Source organism: Cognatishimia sp. F0-27, assembly GCF_020667845.1.
In the GTDB taxonomy this organism is placed as follows: Bacteria; Pseudomonadota; Alphaproteobacteria; order Rhodobacterales; family Rhodobacteraceae; genus JAFMPQ01.
Genome location: NZ_JAFMPQ010000004.1, coordinates 121,794 through 139,967, shown reverse-complemented (window position 1 = coordinate 139,967; position 18,174 = coordinate 121,794). Strand labels below are relative to the sequence as shown.

The following is an 18,174-nucleotide window of genomic DNA, read 5'->3' as shown; positions in this document are numbered from 1 at the left end:
CCATCGGAAAATTACTGCGCGGCCACCGCCTGGGCCTCTGGCAAGCTCACACGGAAAGCTGCCCCGTCATGATCCGGGAGGTAGGAGATCGTGCCGCCAAGCCGCGCCATGATCTGGCGTGAAATGGCGAGCCCAAGCCCCGCGCCGCCGGCTTCGCGATCGCTCACCCGCGCGAATTTCTCGAAAATCACGTCTTGCGCTTCCGGGCCGATCCCCGAACCATTGTCGATGAAATCCACGTGCAGGAAGCCGTTTTCGCGCGTCACAACAATGTCGAGCACCGGCGCGTCGGCGTCACAATACTTGCGGGCATTGGCGATCAGGTTGATGAAGACCTGCGACAGGCGGTCCAGATCCGTATGCAGCGCAATGTCCTCGCGATCCCGGTTCCGTCGGATGGTCATCCGGGTGCCCGCCTCATCCGCCGCCGCGGCGGAAATCGCCCGATCCATCAATGTGTCCAGAGTGCCTTCGCGCAGGTTCAGGCTCACCTGCCCGTTTTCAAGCACGCTCAGATCAAGCAAGTCGTCGAGCAACCGCGTCAGACGCACCGCCTCGTCGTGAATGATCGAAGAATACCGGCTCTTGTCCTCTGGCGCCATTTCCGCACTGTCCCGCAAGATCTCCGAAAACGCCCGGATCGAGGTCATCGGGGTGCGCAATTCGTGGCTGATCTGGCTCAGGAACGCGTCTTTCTGAACCGACAGGCGCGTGAGTTTTTCATTGGCGCGGCGCAGCTCATGCGCGGTGCGGGTCAGCTCTGCCTGCTTGGCTTCAAGCTCGGCGGAATACTCCATGATTTGCGCCGTCTCGTCGGCTACCGCCATCAGGTCTTCGACCGACACGGACGTGCCACCGACGATCTGCCCGATCATCGCATGCGCCGTGGCCGCTCCGACAGAGCCGGACAGCTCCCGTTCGAGCGTCTCAAGGAAATCGGGCGACGGGACGGGCAACATCTCCGAAGACCCTTGGCGCATCGCTTCGCGCCGGAACAAGGCCCGCGCCTCCGGTGCGCCAAGGATGCGTTGGGCCATGACCATCAGGTCCTCGGCCTGTGCGCGCCCCCCGGCCCAGCTCCCGGTGCCGCCGGCACTGCCGCCATCGGCCGTGACAAACTGCGCGCCCTGCAACCGCTCCAGCGGGCTTGGAAAGCTGATGAGCGATACCGCAAAGAAGACAAGCGTGTTGAGCGACAGAGACCAGAAAACCGAATGGATGAGCGGGTCCAACCCCTCGGCACCAAACAGCGCCTGCGGGCGCAGCCAATCGATGCCAAACGGACCGTCTTGCAGGAAACTGTCGCTGAAGACACGCCCTTCGCCAAAGCTGGGCAGGTAGAGCGTGTAGAGCCAAATGGCAAAGCCCACCCCAATCGATGCTATCGCACCGGAGCGTGTGGCCCCACGCCAGAACAGCCCACCCAGCATCGCGGGCAGCACCTGCGAGACACCCGCAAAAGACACCAGGCCGAAAACCGACAGTGCCGCACCACCGCCAGAAAATTGGTAATAGAGATACCCAAGCGACACCACGCCCGCGATGGATAGCCGCCGGGACAGCAAGACCACATGCCGCACGTCGCCCGAGACGCTGGCGCTGCCGGTGCGAAGCCGCAGCCAGATCGGCATGACGATGTGGTTCGACACCATCGTGGACAGCGCGATCGCCGCAACGATCACCATCGATGTGGCGGAGCTGAACCCGCCAAGAAAGGAAAACACGGCCAACTCTTCTTGCCCGTAGGCCAGAGGCACGGTCAGCACGAAGAGATCCGGATTGGAGCCTTCGGGCAGGAACTCTAGTCCGACAACCGCGATCGGCACGATGAAGAGGCTCATCGCCATGAGATATAGTGGAAACGCCCAGGCCGCCGTGCGCAGTTGTTCGTCGTTGTCGTTCTCGACGACCATGACCTGAAACATGCGCGGCAAGCACAGAAACGCCGCCGCCGCCAACAGCGTCACGCCCGCCCAACGCGCGCCATCCACTTCCCAGCGGCCCAGATCCGACGCATCGATGCGTGCCATGGTCTCCACCACGCCGCCGGACAGCCCCCAGACCACGAAAGCCCCCACAGTGACAAGCGCAGCCAGCTTCACGACGGCCTCCACGGCAATGGCCATGACGACCCCGTGATGGCGCTCGTTTGAATCGAGATTGCGCGTGCCGAAAATCACCGTGAAAGCCGCAAGCCCCACCGCAACCCAGAAGGCCGTCAACTCGCCGCTACTGGTGGCATCGGGCGGTGCAAAGACCGAAACGCTGAGGGTCACGGACTGCAACTGCAAAGCGATGTAAGGGGTGGTGCCGATCACGGCGAGCAAGGTGACACCGATGCCCAGCGCCGTGGATTTCCCGTAGCGCGACGAAATCAGATCTGCGATCGAGGTGGCCCGCTGTGCGCGGCCCACACGCACCAGCTTGTGCAAGCCCCACCACCAGCCGATGAGGACGAGCGACGGCCCGAGATAGATGGTGAGATATTCCAGACCGTCGCGTGCCGCCGATCCGACGGCGCCGTAAAACGTCCATCCAGTGCAGTAGATCGACAATGACAAGGTGTAGACAATGGGCGAGCGCAACCATTTTCCACGCCCACGCTGCGCCGCCCGATCTGCCACGAACGCCACGGCAAACAGGAAGAACACATAGGCAATCGAAATCGCCGCCAGCGCATTGAGCGTTGTCACCCGCGCTCTCCCGCCTCTTGCGGGCTGTCAGGGCGGGCCTTGGATCGCCGCGGCTGGACCGTCTGGTCCGGGCCCATCAGAACCTCCGCATCCTGCCGCTCCGTGTGACGCAAGGCAAGCAACACACCGGCGCTCAGTGCCACGAGACCCGTCCAGATCAGGAAGATATAGATCAGCGCATGGGTCGCTTGCACCCCGTTTTCCTTGGCCGACCACACCATCGGCAAGAACCACAGCAAAAGCCCCAGAACTGGCAAGGCGCGCGCGCCATCGGCAAGACGGCGGCGGCGATAGGTCTGCCGCTCAAGAAACACCGCGGGTCGATGCCTGCCCGGACGATCGTCCAGGGAGCCCGTTGTCGAAACCGGCGCAAAGCTGCGGCGCGTCATACGCGCGCCCGCCGCCTGCATGTCTGTTTCGACAACCTGCTGTCCTGGCATCATGCGTTGCTCAGCTCCCGCACGGCTTCGAGCATCTCGGCATTGGAAAACGGCTTGGTCATGTAGCGGTTCACACCCGCCTTTTCGGCAAGCTCTCGGTCGCGGGTTTGTCCGCGCGCCGTCAGCATCAGAACCGGCAAATTGCTCGTGGAGGGATCTTCACGAAGCTCCCGGAGGATATCATAACCCGACCGTCCCGGGAGCATCACATCGAGGATCAGAACGTCCGGCGCTTTGGCGCGCACCGCCTCTGCTGCCGTTGAGCCGGTTGAATGCGTCTCCACATTCCAGCCGGCGCGCTTGAGAACAAAGCTGATCGCCTCGATGATATTCGGCTCGTCCTCGATAACCAGAACATTGCCTGCCATTCCATCCCCCCTGCGGTCCATGCGAGGCCGACCCCGGGCAACCGGGCCGCATGCATCATCCGAGCGCCTTCTTTTTCGGCACGTCGCAAGACTTTACGACCAATGTCGCCGCAGTGTCAAAACTCTTACGCCGGGCCGGAAAGAATTGATGGCTCGCGCCGTCCCTCGCATTGGATCTTGGAGCAAATCCGGCAGGCAACCCCGACCGACAGGATTTCCCTGCCCGATGCTGCTCCGTCAGACACACGGGACTGGGTGGCATACGCGTCCCGCTGGACCATCATCACCGCCTCGAACAGCGGCTCGCGCCCGAGCGGCATCGGCCCTTTGGGCAAGGCCACCGCAATGGCGCGATGCGGGGCATCGCCCTGCCCTTTCTGCTCCACTGTATCCGCAATCAGCATGACGGGCCGGCTCAGAGCGCGATAGAGCGGCCAGAGCGGGCATGCCGCCCCGAAACGCGGCATCGGAAAACCGGGGAGCGGCTTGCGATAGGAGAGAACCCCGGACGCATCACAGACCGCAAGACCAACCGGCTCTGGCAGGACCGCGTCGGGCATGGCCGCCAGCCGGCGCATGATGCGCGCGGCGTCTTCGCCTAGGGCTGCGCTCAACCCGGCCGGGTCGGTCCCGCATGTGGCGATTGCGGCTTCCATGGTCGGGATCGGAAGCGCGCGCGCATCGGCCGCGTAGCGCGCCAGCCAATCCCGCAAAAGGCTGCGCGCGGCGCTGGAGGCGCCACCGCCGAGCGTCTCGCAGACCTGATCAAGACTGCCTTCGGCGACCTCCAGCGCGGGGATACGGTGCTCTGCCGCTTCGAGGATGGCGTCGAGTTCTTCCTGCGGGCTGCCCGTCTCGGACTCTGCATCGCCCTCCGCCTCGAGATAGGCGGCGAGCGCGCGCGAGGTTTCCGCGAGGCGCTGGCTGTCTTCGTAGATGTTCCGGTGAAACCGGGCCTGCCATTCCGGTTCGATTTCGCCGGGTTCAGCCAGGATCGAGGCGGACGACCGGATCGCCGTGACCGTCGAAAGAACCTCGTGGAGCGACGTGGCCAGATGCGGGTCGTGGGTCATCCGGTCGGTCAGGGCTTCGACCGTGCGTTCGAGCGACGCGACCCGCCTTTCCATATGGGACAACAGCTGCGCCCAGCCCGGAAAGCGCCCGGCAAATTCATCCACCCGGTCCATCTCGGCAGGGATCTCGGGCGAATGGCCCGCCGCCTCGCGCAAAGCCGCCACCAGTGTCGCACCGACACCTTCGGACAGCATCACAGGATCGACGTCGAGCGCGCTTGCAATGTTGATCAGCAGTTTGCCGCCGATTCTGCGCCGATTGTGTTCGATCAGGTTGAGATAGGAGGCCGAGATTCCCGCCTGCCGGGCCAGATCGGACTGTCGAATGCCGCGTGCGACCCGCCTTTCGCGGATCCGACTGCCGGTCAGCGTGTCGCGTTCCACCGCTCGCCGCTCCCTTTTTCGTGATGTTTCAAAGTCATGCCGCAGCGCGACATAAAGTTATTTACAGATTGCCCGGGGCTTCTTTTCAGATATTGACAAAAAAAGCGTTAGAAAGAAAGCGCTTGTTGATTTGTTTTCTTGGCCGCTGTCATATTGAATTTGCACATCTCTGTGCCGTCCGCGGGAAGAGGAGTTCCGCGGCACTTTTTCGACACTGGGAGGATTTCAATGTCCAAGACCAACCTGACACGCCGTGGCGTGCTCCAGACCGGCGCGGTAGCCGGCGCGGGCCTCGCGCTTCCGACATACCTGAGCGCTGCAAGCCATTCGGGCTTCACCAACGCCCCCGGCGACTCGTCGGTAACACTGGGCTTCAACGTACCGCAGTCCGGCCCCTACGCGGACGAAGGCGCCGACGAGCTGCGCGCATATGAACTGGCCGTCGAGCACCTGAATGGCGAAGGCGATGGCGGCATGCTGCCGACCTTCAGCTCCAAGGCGCTTGAAGGGGCGGGCATCCTTGGCCGCAAGGTCGAGTATGTGACCGGCGACACGCAGACGAAATCCGACGCGGCGCGCGCATCGGCCAAGTCGATGATCGAGAAAGACGGCGCCATCATGATCACGGGCGGCTCGTCCTCCGGTGTGGCCGTTGCCGTGCAGGCGCTCTGCCAGGAAGCCGGCGTCATCTTCATGGCGGGTCTGACCCACTCGAACGACACCACGGGCAAGGACAAGAAGGCCAATGGCTTCCGCCACTTCTTCAACTCCTACATGTCCGGTGCCGCCCTCGCGCCGATCCTCGCCGACAACTACGGCACGGACCGCAAGGCCTACCACCTGACCGCAGACTACAACTGGGGCTACACGACAGAGGAAGCCGTGCGCTCCTCGACAGAAGCCATGGGTTGGGAAACCGTGGGCCAGGTGCTGACGCCGCTGACCCAGACCGACTTCAGCTCCTACATCACGCCGGTTCTGCAATCCGACGCGGACGTGCTCGTGCTGAACCACTACGGCGGAAACATGGTCAACTCGCTGACCAACGCTGTGCAGTTCGGCCTGCGTGACCGTGTGGTCAACGGCAAGAACTTCGAGATCGTCGTGCCGCTCTACTCGCGCCTGATGGCCCGCGGTGCCGGCGCAAACGTGAAGGGCATCTTCGGATCCACCAACTGGCACTGGTCGCTGCAGGACGAAGGCTCCAAGGCATTCGTGAAATCCTTCGGCACCAAGTACGGCTTCCCGCCGTCGCAGGCTGCGCATACCTGCTACGTTCAGACCCTGCTTTATGCAGACGCGGTCCAGCGTGCCGGCTCCTTCGCGCCTTGCGCGGTTGCCGAAGCCCTCGAAGGCTTCGAGTTCGACGGGCTTGGCAACGGCCCGACCCTGTATCGTGCCGAAGATCACCAGTGCTTCAAGGACGTGCTGGTTGTGAAAGGTAAAGAGAACCCGACCTCTGAATTCGACCTTCTCGAGATCGTCGAAGTCACGCCGGTCTCGCAGGTTACATATGCCCCCGATCACCCGCAATTCGCGGGCGGCAGCTTGGGCACCTGCAACAACGGCGCGTAACGCGCGCCGCGCTGGCGGCCTGTCGTCCAACGCGGACGGGACAGGCCGCCAGCCACCGCTGCTGCACACTCTCCCTGTCGGCCCTTCTCATGGGGCTCTCGTGCTTTCCGAACTCCGATCTCAAAGGGTGGGACAATGGACTGGTTTATCCTTCAACTTCTCAACGGCCTCGACAAGGGCTCGGCCTATGCGCTGATCGCTCTCGGGCTGACACTTATTTTCGGCACGCTCGGCGTCGTCAACTTCGCCCATGGCGCCCTGTTCATGATCGGGGCCTTCTGTGCCGTGACGCTGAGCCGGTTGTTGTCGCTGAGCCATCAGGTTGTCGATGAAACCCGCACCGACTTCCTGGGCAACCCGCTCAAGGTCGACGTGCCTTACGCCTACGATATCTTCGGCGAAACCATGGGGGCTGCGATCATCGATTGGGCCGTGCCGCTCTCGATCCTCTTCGCGATCCCCGTCATGATCCTCATCGGTGTGGTCATGGAACGTGGGCTGATCAAGCACTTCTACAAGCGCCCCCACGCGGACCAGATCCTCGTGACCTTCGGTCTTGCCATCGTGCTTCAGGAAGTCATCAAGTATTACTACGGTGCAAACCCGATCCCGACGCCGGCGCCCTCCGCCTTCACCGGGTCTTTCGACTTTGGCGCCATACTCGGTTTCGAACCCGGATCGATCATCTACCCTTATTGGCGGATCATCTATTTCGGCTTCGCTGCCGTCATCATCGGTGCGGTCTTCGCCTTCCTGCAATTCACCACATTCGGTATGGTGGTGCGCGCGGGCATGGCTGATCGCGAAACCGTCGGCCTTCTTGGCATCAACATCGACAAGCGGTTTACCATCATGTTTGGCCTTGCCGCCGCGGTCGCGGGCCTCGCAGGTGTCATGTACACGCCGATCAACTCGCCGAATTACCACATGGGCATGGACTTTCTCGTGCTGAGCTTCGTGGTGGTCGTCGTCGGCGGCATGGGGTCCCTGCCCGGCGCCGTGCTTGCAGGGTTCCTGCTTGGCATCCTCGAAAGCTTCGCCTCGATGCGCGAAGTCATCGACATCATTCCCGGCATCAACCAGGTCATCATCTATCTGGTCGCCATCATCATTCTGCTGACCCGTCCGAGGGGCCTCATGGGCCGCAAGGGCGTGATGGAGGACTGACCCATGTTTGGTTTGCAAAAACAAGACGCAAAGCTGCTGCTGATCGTTATCGGCTTGACGATGCTGGCCCCCTTCATCCTGAACCCGTTCCCTGAAAGCTCCGGCTGGGCACAGTTCAACGCCGGGTATCCCGACCTGATGCAACGGTTCGTGATCTTCGGGATCTTCGCCATCGGCTTCAATATCCTCTTCGGCCTCACCGGGTATCTGTCCTTCGGCCATGCCGCGTTTCTCGGGATCGGCTCCTATGCCGCAATGTGGATGTTCAAGCTCTTCGGCATGAACGTGCTGCCGGCGCTAGGCCTTTCGGTGGTCATGTCCGGTCTCTTCGCGGTGCTCATCGGCTATGTGTCGTTGCGGCGCTCGGGGATCTACTTCTCGATTCTGACGCTCGCCTTCGCGATGATGTCCTACGCCCTCGCCTACTCCGTGCTCGCCACGGATATGGATGGCCCGGACAAGCAGGGTCTCTTGCAGAAGGGTCTGACGGGTGGCGAAACCGGGCTGCAGCTGACGCTGTCGGACCCGCGTATTCTTGGCCAGCAAGCCACGGATGACGGCAACCTGCCCGTGCCGAGCTTCTTTGGCCTCGAAATGCGCAGCGCCACGGAACTCTCCGTCGGTGACTGGGTCTTTACCTTCTCGGTGGGCTACTACTTCAGCGCCGTTGTCATGCTGATCGCCTTCTACCTGTCGATCCGCATCTTCCGGTCGCCTTTCGGGATGATGCTGCGCGCGATCAAGTCAAACCAGCAACGGTTGAACTATACCGGTCTGAACCCCAAGCCCTACACGCTCGCGGCCTTCGTGATCTCGGGGATGTATGCCGGTCTCGCGGGCGGCCTGATGGCCTCAATGGACCCGCTGGCAGGGCCTGAACGGATGTTCTGGACGGCGTCTGGCGAAGTGGTTCTGATGACAATTCTTGGCGGTGCGGGCACGTTGATCGGTCCGGTGCTCGGTGCGGGTGCGATCAAGTACATGGAAAACATCCTGTCCAAGATCAATTCCGACATCCTGCATACCTGGTTTGCGTTTCTGCCCGACGGGCTCGAGGATTTCGTGGTTGCGATCATCTACCCGTTCATCGGCAAAGGCTGGCACCTGACACTTGGCCTGATCTTCATGGCCGTGGTGATCTTCCTGCCTGGCGGCATTGTCGAAGGCGGACGCAGGATCGGTAGCATGTTCAAGGGCCGCGCCAAGAAGACCGACGCAGCCTCCGGTGGCAAGACCGTTGCCCCCGGACAGGACCCCGCGGAATAAGGAGAGACTGAGATGGGAATTCTCGACGTCAAAGACGTGGGCAAACGCTTCGGCGGTCTGCAAGCCCTCGGCGATGTGAACCTCTCCGTGAAGGAGAACACCTGCCACGCGATCATCGGCCCCAATGGGGCGGGCAAGTCCACGCTGCTCAACTGCCTCGTGGGCAAGCTGATCCCCGACACCGGGTCGGTGATGTTCGACGGCCAGTCCGTGCTCGGGCGCAGCCCGCACGAGATCAACCAGATGGGCATTTCCCGCGTGTTCCAGACTCCGGAGATCTTTGGCGATCTGTCGGTGATGGAAAACATGATGATCCCGCTGTTTGCCAAGCGTGACGGCGCGTTCCGCCTGCATGCGATCGAAAGCGTCTTCAACGAACGGGCGTTGCGCGCCGAGGCGGAGGAGATGCTCTCCGAGGTCGGAATGCTCGAAAAGCAGGACATGCATGCAGCGTCGATGTCTCGCGGCGACAAGCGCCGCCTCGAGATGGCGATGTGTCTGGTGCAGAACCCCAAGCTGCTGTTGCTCGACGAGCCCACGGCCGGCATGGCCCGCGCGGATACCAACAACACGATCGATCTTCTCAAGGAGATCAAGGAGAAGCGCGACATCACCATCGCCATTATCGAGCACGACATGCACGTGGTGTTCAGCCTGGCCGACCGGATCACGGTGCTTGCCCAAGGCACGCCGCTGGTGGAAGACACGCCTGAGAACATCAAGGGTCACCCCAAGGTGCAGGAAGCCTATCTGGGCGAAAGCGTCTGAGCCCTAGCGCGGGGTGCGCCGACACCGGCCTGCCCCGCCTTCCCTTTGAACAGGAGCCGCGCGGCGCTTCAGACGCCGTCTCCCGCTCCGCCCCACGCAACATCGCGAGGCTACAGCCATGAACGTCCGCCCCGATTTCTCCAAGCACGGCAACAAGGCCGAAACAGCGCCCGCTTTCCTGTCGGTCTGGGACATGCATTCCTACTACGGTGAAAGCTACATCGTGCAGGGCATTTCTTTCAACGTCCACGAAGGAGAGATCCTCGCCCTTCTCGGCCGCAACGGCGCAGGCAAGACCACCACGCTGCGCTCAATTGCACGGCTTGACGATCCGCAGGTCAACCACGGCGAGATCTGGCTCGATCACCAGCCGCTGCACAACATGAAGAGCTACGAAGCCGCAACGGTCGGGCTTGGCCTGGTGCCGGAAGATCGCCGCATCATTCCCGGTCTCACCGTGGAGGAAAACCTCAAGCTCGCTCAGATCGCGCCCCCGATCGGCTGGTCCATCGAACGTCTCTACGACCTGTTCCCGCGCCTCGGCGAGCGCCGCAACCAGGAAGGTGTGACGCTGTCCGGGGGCGAGCAGCAGATGCTCTCGATCGCCCGCGCTCTGGCGCGCGACATCAAGGTCCTGCTTCTGGACGAGCCTTACGAGGGGCTTGCGCCGGTGATCGTGGACGAGATCGAAAAGACGCTCCGCGTCATCAAGCAACAGGGCATGACCACGATCATCGTGGAGCAGAACGCGGTCCGCGCGTTGCAGCTTGCCGACCGGGCGGTCATCCTCGACACCGGATCGATCGTCTTTGACGGCACCGCCGAAGAAGTGCTCGAAAACGAAAGCCTCCGGGCGGAATACCTGGCGATCTGACACCAGATTGCCTGCGGCGCCCCTCGGATCGTGGATTTCAGGGGGGCGCCGTCGCGCCGTTTGGACGGACGCCGCGCGAGACATGCAAACCGCACTGCAGGCGGCCTGGGGCGCCGCATCACGCCACCAGACAGGCCGCGCGCCCCTTCCCAAGATTGCGCGCCGGATCGGACAGTCACGGCAGGCTCTTGCGACCTAAGAACGCCTTTCCCTGTTCCGGTTCCTGGACTACCCATTTTCAAGGACAGGAGGACACTTGATGACTGAGACTTATGCCCCTTCGGACGCGCTCGTCGCAAAGGCCCATGTGGACGCGGCCAGATATGACGAGATGTACGCCGCCTCCATCAACGACCCGGACGCGTTTTGGGCAGAGCAGGCCAAGCGCCTCGACTGGATCAAGACGCCGACCCAGATCAGCAACGTCGATTTCACGCTCGGTCAGGTCAAGATCGAGTGGTTTGCCGATGGCGAGTTGAACGTCTCAGCGAATTGCATCGATCGCCACCTCGAAACGCGTGGCGACAAGACCGCGATCCTATTCGAGCCGGACAACCCCGATGAACCGGCGCAGCACATCACCTACGCGCAATTGCATTCCGAAGTTTGCCGGATGGCAAACGTGCTCAAGGCGCTGGGTGTCGGACGCGGTGACCGCGTCGTGATCTACCTGCCAATGATCCCCGAGGCGGCCTATGCGATGCTGGCCTGCGCGCGGATCGGCGCCATCCACTCCATCGTGTTCGCCGGCTTCTCGCCCGATGCGCTCGGGGCGCGGGTCAATGGCTGCGACGCCAAGGTGGTGATCACCGCCGATAGCGCACCGCGCGGCGGACGCGTGACCAAGCTCAAGGACAACGTCAACAAAGCCCTGCTCCACGATACCGATGACGTGAAATGCCTCGTGGTCAAGCGCACCGGAGACCAGATCGCGTGGCGCGAGGGGCTGGACTTCTGGCTGCATGAAGAGGCGGCGAAAGTCGCCGACGATTGCCCTGCCGAGGCGATGAACGCGGAAGATCCGCTCTTCATTCTCTACACCTCCGGCTCCACCGGACAGCCCAAGGGCGTTGTGCACAGCACCGGGGGCTATTTGCTCTATGCCAGCCTGACCCACGAAGTTGTCTTCGACTACCACGATGGCGATATCTACTGGTGCACCGCCGATGTCGGCTGGGTGACCGGGCACAGCTACATCGTCTACGGGCCGCTGGCCAATGGTGCCACGACCCTGATGTTCGAGGGCGTTCCGACCTATCCGGACGCCTCACGCTTCTGGCAAGTCTGCGAAAAGCACAAGGTCAACCAGTTCTACACCGCTCCCACCGCCATTCGCGCGCTGATGGGCCAGGGCAACGAGTTTGCCGAGAAATGTGACCTGTCGAGCCTGCGCATCCTCGGAACGGTCGGTGAGCCGATCAATCCCGAAGCGTGGAACTGGTACAATGACGTGATCGGCAAGGGCAAATGCCCCATCGTCGATACCTGGTGGCAGACTGAAACCGGTGGCCACTTGCTGACCCCCCTGCCCGGCGCCCATGCCACCAAACCCGGCGCGGCGATGAAGCCGTTTTTCGGCGTGCAGCCGGTTGTGCTTGAGCCGACGTCCGGCGCCGAGATCCACGAGGTGCCAACCGAAGGCGTGCTCGCGATCAAGGCAAGCTGGCCTGCGCAGATGCGCACCGTCTGGGGCGACCATGAGCGCTTCGAAAAGACCTATTTCTCCGACTACAAGGGGTATTACTTCTCCGGAGACGGCTGCAAGCGCGATGAAGACGGCGATTACTGGATCACCGGACGTGTCGACGACGTGATCAACGTCTCGGGCCATCGTATGGGTACGGCGGAAGTCGAATCGGCGCTTGTGGCGCATGAAAAAGTCGCCGAAGCCGCCGTGGTCGGCTATCCGCATGAGATCAAGGGACAGGGCATCTATTGCTATGTCACGCTGATGAACGGGATCGAGCCCAGCGACGCGCTCTACAAGGAACTGCGTACATGGGTCCGCACAGAGATTGGCCCCATCGCCTCGCCTGACCTGATCCAATGGGCGCCCGGCCTGCCCAAGACACGGTCCGGCAAGATCATGCGCCGCATCCTGCGCAAGATCGCAGAGAACGATTTCGGCGCGTTGGGTGATACCTCGACGCTGGCGGATCCATCTGTGGTCGACGACCTGATCGAGAATCGCATGAACCGGTCGTAAACGCCCTCGAAAACAGTCGAAAAAGCGCGCTCTCGGGCGCGCTTTTTTTGTGCATCATCCAACCCTTTGCCCCTCATGCCACCGGGAGACCAGCGCGGTCCGCATGGTCCATGGTGGGGTATGACCGCGGGCAACGACGACGCTGTGCTTCGGCTGGTGACGGCCATTCACATCGACGGTCACGATGCTGGGCCCGCAAGTGGAGCGACGCGGCGTCAGCGCCTGCACCAACGAAACCGTCGGCAGTCGCACCGGTTATGGCGATCTTAACCAAGATCACCAAAAGTTTCATGAATTTTAACAACTTACGGACAAATCCTTGACGTCGTGGTAACCTCGATCCTCTGGCACATGACGTGCCGCAGCCGCACAAAGGAGAAAGGCAGCCCGGTTATGCACGTTCCATTTGTTCCCATGACGCTGGCACCGGTCACCACGGGCCACCCACTTGGCCTTCCGGACCCCAAACGCCCCCGACCCGCCACACAGCGGGTGGAAGCGCTGCGCGAAACCGACAAGAGCGCGCTTGCGGATGACGCGCTGCGCGATGATCGCTCGCCATTCCCGACCGCTGTTCGGCCTGATCGGCAAGACACCGCGCCACCCCCGACCCGAATGCAGAAGGAGATCCTGAACCGGCTCGCGTCCCGGATAGCCGAAACGGACCAATCCCCCCACCAGCGCACAGTCCAGGCCCTGCCGGATGCAAGCCAGACAGCAAATGCCGAGGCCCGGTCCACCGCGCCGCAGACCTTGCCTGCAAAGGCCCCTCTTCTCGACAACCGGCTCCCGGGTTATGGCGATACGCGCCGGATCAACGCCGGAACGAATGCCGCGCCCCCAAGCACCACCGCAACCGCCCTGCCCGTGACCATGGCCAAACCGCGGGAGACGGACGGCACGAACATCGCACGGCCCTACGCTCATCTGCCCGCGGAACTGCCCAACGTGCAGCACTGGCCGGCCCGCGGTATCGCGCCACAGGAGCAATGAACCGGCATCCGCGCTCTGCCGGAAAGAAAAGCTGCGTCTCCTCGCTTTTCTTGCCCTGAGGGTTGGCCTATAAGCGGCCAGACCAATGCATGCCCGCGCGTCAATTCGAAACCACCGAAGGCAGAGTCGAACTTCTGCGCGCAGGCAAAATGAATGGGCGAGGATCGCATGAGCAACAAAACCCACGATACCGACGTGGCCTTCATCGAAGCGCTGGCCGAATTGCTGCGCAAAAACGATCTGACAGAGCTTCAGGTCAAGCGAGACTACGGCCCCGACGACAGTCTGAATGTCCGCGTCAGCCGCCAAACCGCACCCGTGACACAGATGGCGCCGCAGGCACAGGTCCTCGCCGCGCCGGCCTCCGCGCCTGCGCCCGCAGCATCGGCACCCATTGAAACAACGATGCCCGAAGATCCCGCCGCCCATCCCGGCGCCGTGACCTCTCCGATGGTGGGCACCGTCTACATGCAGGCTGAGCCGGGTTCCGACCCGTTCATTGCGGTCGGCACCGCGGTCAAGGAAGGCGACACCCTGCTTATCGTCGAAGCCATGAAAACGATGAACCACATCCCGGCCCCGCGAGCCGGGACAGTCAAACGGATCCTGATCGAAGACGGCTCGCCCGTGGAATTCGGCGCCCCTCTTGTGATCCTCGAATAAGGGCGCGCGCATGTTCGACAAGATCCTGATCGCCAATCGCGGCGAAATCGCGTTGCGGGTTGTCCGCGCCTGCCGCGAAATGGGCATCCGCTCCGTTGCCGTTCACTCGACCGCCGATGCCGATGCGATGCATGTGCGCATGGCCGACGAGACGATCTGCATTGGGCCTGCTCCCTCGGCTGACAGCTATCTCAACGTCGCCGCGGTGATGTCTGCCTGCGAAGTTACCGGCGCGCAGGCCATTCACCCGGGCTATGGCTTTTTGAGCGAGAACGCGCGGTTCGTGCAGGCGGTCGAGGACCACGGCCTGACCTTTATCGGCCCCTCGGCCAAGCACATCTCCATGATGGGCGATAAGATCACCGCAAAGGAGACGGCAGCAACGCTTGGCATTCCGGTTGTGCCCGGGTCCGAAGGCGGCGTGAACTCCGTGGAAGACGCCAAGAAGATCGGCAGGGATTTCGGCTACCCCGTGATCGTCAAGGCCACCGCTGGCGGCGGCGGGCGCGGCATGAAGGTTGCCGCCGACGAAGCCGGCATGGAGCGCGCCTATCAGACCGCGCGCTCCGAAGCGAAGGCCGCGTTCGGCAATGACGAGGTCTATATCGAGAAATATCTGCAACGTCCGCGCCATATCGAGATCCAGGTCTTTGGGGATGGTCAGGGCGGTGGTGTGCATCTTGGCGAACGGGATTGTTCGCTCCAGAGACGTCACCAGAAGGTCTTCGAAGAAGCCCCCGGCCCCTCCATCAGCCCTGAAAGCCGCGCGGAAATCGGGGCAATCTGTGCCAATGCTATCGCCAAGATGGGCTATCGCGGCGCCGGGACTATCGAATTTCTCTATGAAGACGGTGAATTCTATTTCATCGAGATGAACACGCGTCTTCAAGTGGAACACCCGGTAACCGAAGCCATCTTTGGCGTCGATCTCGTGCGCGAACAGATCCGGGTTGCCGCCGGCCTGCCCCTTTCTTTTTCGCAGGACGCGCTTCAAATCAATGGCCACGCCATCGAGGTGCGGATCAACGCGGAAAAACTGCCGAATTTCTCGCCCTCCCCGGGGACCATCACGCAATACCATGCCCCCGGCGGGCTGGGCGTTCGCATCGACAGCGCGCTCTACGATGGCTACCGGATCCCGCCCTATTACGACAGTCTCATCGGCAAACTCATCGTGCATGGGCGCGACCGCACGGAAGCATTGGCACGGCTGAATCGCGCTTTGGGCGAATTGATCGTGGACGGGATCGATACGACCGTGCCGCTTTTTCATGCGCTTTTGCAGGAGCGGGACATCCACACCGGGGCTTACAACATCCATTGGCTCGAAAAATGGTTGGAGGCAGGCGGGCTGGAGCGATAATCTCACGCCCATGCGGAACCGCCCTCTTCCCCCTTCCCTGCCCGACCCGTTCGTGGCGCCCTTTCGCTGGGCCGCGGGTGTGATATGAAAGATCTGAGCCTCGACGCCGATCTTCTCATGCATGCCTATCGCTCGGGCATCTTTCCGATGGCCGAAAGGCATGACGACCCGGAGATCTTCTGGGTCGATCCGCGCAAACGGGGGATCCTGCCGCTGGACGGGTTTCACCTGTCGCGCAGCCTTGCCAAAAGGCTGCGGCGCGACGATTACCACATCACGCTGAACCACGCATTCGACGGGGTGCTCAACGGCTGCGCAGACCGTCCGGAGACCTGGATCAACGAACCGATCCGGGCGCTTTATGACGAGCTCTTCTATCTCGGCCACGCCCATTCCCTTGAAGTCTGGATGGATGACACGCTTGTAGGCGGTGTCTATGGCGTTGTGGTGGGGCGGGCCTTTTGCGGTGAGTCGATGTTTTCGCGCCGCCGCGACGCCTCCAAGATCGCGCTCGCGTGGCTTGTGGATCTCCTGAAACGGTCAGGTGGCACGCTGTTCGACACGCAGTTCATCACACCGCATCTCGCCACACTCGGGGCGATCGAGATCACGCGGTCCGACTATCGCGCGCGGTTGTCAGAGGCGCTCAAAGCGGAGATCGATCTGCCCGCCACACCATTGGCGCGGAGCGGTCAGGAGGTTGTGCAGCGCATCACCCACACGTCATAGCGTGGGTGATCCAGCGGGTTCAATGCCGGTGAGGAGGCAACCATCCATCCCCGGAAGACAGGTTCCGCGACGCCCTCTTCACGGACAGTGATAAAGGCAAAGGCATCCCCGGACGGGTTGTTTTCTGGATACCGGCACTGCTCCATCGTGATTTCCAGCGATCCCACCGTGGCTCGAAAGCCTGTCGGGAGATTGAAATCCGTCACCACCGCATTGAGCTTGTCCAGGCCGCGGAGCACCGCGCCCGTGCCTTCGCGGACGCTCTCTTGAGGGAAAGCGGGCGCGGCAGCCAGACAGAACGCCGCGACGGTCCCCAAGGTTCTGAAAAACCGGCTCATCCCTCGTCATCCCCGGCCACGAACTTCATCAAGAGAGAGATCAGGCTCACCGCCCCCTGAGTGTCGAGGACTTCGTCGCCTTCCGCATAATAGAACAGCGAGCCGCCCGGGCTGATTTCAATGAAATTGCCGCCCAGAAGACCTTCAGACGCGACAACGATGGCGCTGTCATCGGGGATCTGGATGCCGTCGCGGATGGTCACCGTGGCATCGGCGCGAAAGGTCTCGGTGTTCAGGTCGAGCCCTGTGACGGTACCCACCTTGACCCCGGCAAGGCGCACATCGGTTCCGACGCTCACCCCTTCAGCGGACCGGAAAGAGGCCGTCAATTCATAGCCATCCGCGCCAAGCGCGAAGCCCGTGGTCTGAACCGTGTAGACACCAAAAGCCAGCGCCGCAGCGAGAACAGCACCGCCGACCAAGACCTCCGCCTTGGAATGGCTCATTCCGGGCTCCATGCCTCGTAGTCTTTGCGCTCGATCGGTTCGGCGCGACGCAGCGACCCGGCCGGGGCGTAGGCCTGGGCCGTGCCGGTCAGGTTCTCGAGATGCGGCTTTTCCCACTCCTTGCGTGGCAAGGGACGTTCCGTCGGCGGATCCTGATAGGTGTGATGCAGCCAGCCATGCCACGCGGGACTGACGCGACTCGGCTCAGCCTCGCCATTGTAAATGACCCAGCGGCGTTCGCCATCCGATGTCTGGTAAAAGACATTGCCCTGCTCGTCTTCGCCAACTTTCTGGCCATGACGGGCCGTGTACCACTGGGTATTCAGGGTCTGCCCGTTCCACCAGGTCACGGCACGCAGAAGGGTATCCAGGATAGCCATGGCTCTCTCCGATCTAAACTCACCCGCGTGATAGGCCATCGCCCAGCCAACGTCCAGTGACGGCCTGTCGCGGAATACCGCCGCGCTGATATTTGGCGACGCGAAGCGCACGAATTTCCCTGGCACTCTCAAGGGATGGCAGGCTGAAAACCGGTTGCGGCGGGGCGCCAATTTGCGGGAGGCAGAAGACCGGGTCGGCGATGGATAAGCCCGCATATGAAAGCGTTTCTGGCGCTTGGGATGGTTGATGGCTTTGAAATGGGTGCCGTGCCTGTCTCGGGCGCCACGCCCAAAGGGCAGGACGCCACTCGCTGGTCTTTGATCCCCCAAGGCACCGTGACCACCTGCGAAATCATGCTCCCCCCTGTCCGCATGGCATGAGGGGATTTGCGCATTCCGGAACACGGGCGCGACCGGGTCACTCCAGGTCGCACACAAAAAAAGGCAG

General features: G+C 62.3%; 17 protein-coding genes. 10 read left to right on the top strand and 7 right to left on the bottom strand.

Going from position 1 to position 18,174, the window contains the following annotated elements; translation table 11 throughout:
* Window positions 1-11: 11 nt before the first annotated feature.
* The 4 genes from J1C49_RS04060 to J1C49_RS04045 all read right to left on the bottom strand — a co-directional run bounded on the left by J1C49_RS04060 (window position 12) and on the right by J1C49_RS04045 (window position 4,958).
* The gene (locus J1C49_RS04060) at window positions 12-2,693 is read right to left on the bottom strand and encodes an ATP-binding protein (RefSeq protein ID WP_227444521.1); all 2,682 of its coding nucleotides are present in this window, start codon (window positions 2,691-2,693) and stop codon (window positions 12-14) included.
* The gene (locus J1C49_RS04055) at window positions 2,690-3,136 is read right to left on the bottom strand and encodes a hypothetical protein (RefSeq protein WP_227444520.1); all 447 of its coding nucleotides are present in this window, start codon (window positions 3,134-3,136) and stop codon (window positions 2,690-2,692) included. The genes J1C49_RS04060 and J1C49_RS04055 overlap by 4 nt, the downstream gene beginning before the upstream one ends.
* A complete protein-coding gene (locus J1C49_RS04050; RefSeq protein WP_227444519.1) occupies window positions 3,133-3,501 on the bottom strand; it encodes a response regulator transcription factor in 369 nt (122 codons plus the stop codon). Before J1C49_RS04050 ends, J1C49_RS04055 begins: the two co-directional genes overlap by 4 nt.
* Window positions 3,502-3,626: 125 nt before the next feature.
* Window positions 3,627-4,958: a helix-turn-helix transcriptional regulator gene (locus J1C49_RS04045; protein WP_227444518.1), complete on the bottom strand. Its 1,332-nt coding sequence runs from the start codon at window positions 4,956-4,958 to the stop codon at window positions 3,627-3,629.
* Window positions 4,959-5,186: 228 nt separating this feature from the next.
* On the opposite strand from J1C49_RS04045, the gene J1C49_RS04040 reads away from it, so the two are divergent.
* The 10 genes from J1C49_RS04040 to aat all read left to right on the top strand — a co-directional run bounded on the left by J1C49_RS04040 (window position 5,187) and on the right by aat (window position 16,562).
* Complete coding sequence (locus tag J1C49_RS04040) at window positions 5,187-6,533, top strand: substrate-binding protein (RefSeq protein WP_227444517.1); 1,347 nt, start codon at window positions 5,187-5,189, stop codon at window positions 6,531-6,533.
* A gap of 135 nt (window positions 6,534-6,668) precedes the next feature.
* On the top strand, window positions 6,669-7,700 hold the full coding sequence (locus J1C49_RS04035) for a branched-chain amino acid ABC transporter permease (protein WP_227444516.1): 1,032 nt from the start codon (window positions 6,669-6,671) through the stop codon (window positions 7,698-7,700).
* Between the two features lie 3 nt (window positions 7,701-7,703).
* On the top strand, window positions 7,704-8,966 hold the full coding sequence (locus J1C49_RS04030; RefSeq protein WP_227444515.1) for a branched-chain amino acid ABC transporter permease: 1,263 nt from the start codon (window positions 7,704-7,706) through the stop codon (window positions 8,964-8,966).
* 12 nt (window positions 8,967-8,978) lie between these two features.
* Entirely contained in the window at window positions 8,979-9,734 is a 756-nt protein-coding gene (locus tag J1C49_RS04025; protein WP_227444514.1) for an ABC transporter ATP-binding protein, read from the top strand.
* 118 nt (window positions 9,735-9,852) lie between these two features.
* Complete coding sequence (locus tag J1C49_RS04020) at window positions 9,853-10,608, top strand: ABC transporter ATP-binding protein (protein WP_227444513.1); 756 nt, start codon at window positions 9,853-9,855, stop codon at window positions 10,606-10,608.
* A gap of 259 nt (window positions 10,609-10,867) precedes the next feature.
* Window positions 10,868-12,814 carry an acetate--CoA ligase gene (gene acs / locus J1C49_RS04015; protein WP_227444512.1) on the top strand — a complete coding sequence of 649 codons (1,947 nt, stop codon included), beginning with the start codon at window positions 10,868-10,870 and terminating at the stop codon, window positions 12,812-12,814.
* Window positions 12,815-13,207: 393 nt separating this feature from the next.
* The gene (locus J1C49_RS04010; RefSeq protein ID WP_227444511.1) at window positions 13,208-13,807 is read left to right on the top strand and encodes a hypothetical protein; all 600 of its coding nucleotides are present in this window, start codon (window positions 13,208-13,210) and stop codon (window positions 13,805-13,807) included.
* Window positions 13,808-13,975: 168 nt separating this feature from the next.
* Complete coding sequence (gene accB, locus J1C49_RS04005; RefSeq protein ID WP_227444510.1) at window positions 13,976-14,470, top strand: acetyl-CoA carboxylase biotin carboxyl carrier protein; 495 nt, start codon at window positions 13,976-13,978, stop codon at window positions 14,468-14,470.
* Window positions 14,471-14,480: 10 nt separating this feature from the next.
* On the top strand, window positions 14,481-15,833 hold the full coding sequence (accC, locus tag J1C49_RS04000; protein WP_227444509.1) for an acetyl-CoA carboxylase biotin carboxylase subunit: 1,353 nt from the start codon (window positions 14,481-14,483) through the stop codon (window positions 15,831-15,833).
* 93 nt (window positions 15,834-15,926) lie between these two features.
* Window positions 15,927-16,562 carry a leucyl/phenylalanyl-tRNA--protein transferase gene (gene aat / locus J1C49_RS03995; RefSeq protein ID WP_227444560.1) on the top strand — a complete coding sequence of 212 codons (636 nt, stop codon included), beginning with the start codon at window positions 15,927-15,929 and terminating at the stop codon, window positions 16,560-16,562.
* Here the strand turns inward: aat and J1C49_RS03990 are convergent.
* From J1C49_RS03990 to J1C49_RS03980, 3 genes are read right to left on the bottom strand one after another with little or no spacing between them, the layout of a single operon-like run.
* Window positions 16,526-16,900 (bottom strand): DUF2155 domain-containing protein, encoded by a 375-nt coding sequence (locus J1C49_RS03990; RefSeq protein WP_227444508.1) that lies wholly within the window; start codon window positions 16,898-16,900, stop codon window positions 16,526-16,528. The genes aat and J1C49_RS03990 overlap by 37 nt on opposite strands.
* A complete protein-coding gene (gene mlaD / locus J1C49_RS03985; protein ID WP_227444507.1) occupies window positions 16,897-17,346 on the bottom strand; it encodes an outer membrane lipid asymmetry maintenance protein MlaD in 450 nt (149 codons plus the stop codon). The genes J1C49_RS03990 and mlaD overlap by 4 nt, the downstream gene beginning before the upstream one ends.
* The gene (locus tag J1C49_RS03980) at window positions 17,343-17,726 is read right to left on the bottom strand and encodes an NADH:ubiquinone oxidoreductase subunit NDUFA12 (protein WP_227444506.1); all 384 of its coding nucleotides are present in this window, start codon (window positions 17,724-17,726) and stop codon (window positions 17,343-17,345) included. Before J1C49_RS03980 ends, mlaD begins: the two co-directional genes overlap by 4 nt.
* Window positions 17,727-18,174: the final 448 nt, after the last annotated feature.

Bases quoted from the DNA above. Each gene is read 5' to 3' on its own strand.
- J1C49_RS03990 (WP_227444508.1), bottom strand. From the start codon at position 16,900: ATGAGCCGGTTTTTCAGAACCTTGGGGACCGTCGCGGCGTTCTGTCTG.
- accC (WP_227444509.1), top strand. From the start codon at position 14,481: ATGTTCGACAAGATCCTGATCGCCAATCGCGGCGAAATCGCGTTGCGG.
- J1C49_RS04010 (WP_227444511.1), top strand. From the start codon at position 13,208: ATGCACGTTCCATTTGTTCCCATGACGCTGGCACCGGTCACCACGGGC.
- J1C49_RS04040 (WP_227444517.1), top strand. From the start codon at position 5,187: ATGTCCAAGACCAACCTGACACGCCGTGGCGTGCTCCAGACCGGCGCG.
- J1C49_RS04020 (WP_227444513.1), top strand. From the start codon at position 9,853: ATGAACGTCCGCCCCGATTTCTCCAAGCACGGCAACAAGGCCGAAACA.
- J1C49_RS04035 (WP_227444516.1), top strand. From the start codon at position 6,669: ATGGACTGGTTTATCCTTCAACTTCTCAACGGCCTCGACAAGGGCTCG.
- J1C49_RS04050 (WP_227444519.1), bottom strand. From the start codon at position 3,501: ATGGCAGGCAATGTTCTGGTTATCGAGGACGAGCCGAATATCATCGAG.
- J1C49_RS03980 (WP_227444506.1), bottom strand. From the start codon at position 17,726: ATGGCTATCCTGGATACCCTTCTGCGTGCCGTGACCTGGTGGAACGGG.
- J1C49_RS04025 (WP_227444514.1), top strand. From the start codon at position 8,979: ATGGGAATTCTCGACGTCAAAGACGTGGGCAAACGCTTCGGCGGTCTG.
- J1C49_RS04055 (WP_227444520.1), bottom strand. From the start codon at position 3,136: ATGATGCCAGGACAGCAGGTTGTCGAAACAGACATGCAGGCGGCGGGC.
- J1C49_RS04030 (WP_227444515.1), top strand. From the start codon at position 7,704: ATGTTTGGTTTGCAAAAACAAGACGCAAAGCTGCTGCTGATCGTTATC.
- accB (WP_227444510.1), top strand. From the start codon at position 13,976: ATGAGCAACAAAACCCACGATACCGACGTGGCCTTCATCGAAGCGCTG.
- acs (WP_227444512.1), top strand. From the start codon at position 10,868: ATGACTGAGACTTATGCCCCTTCGGACGCGCTCGTCGCAAAGGCCCAT.
- mlaD (WP_227444507.1), bottom strand. From the start codon at position 17,346: ATGAGCCATTCCAAGGCGGAGGTCTTGGTCGGCGGTGCTGTTCTCGCT.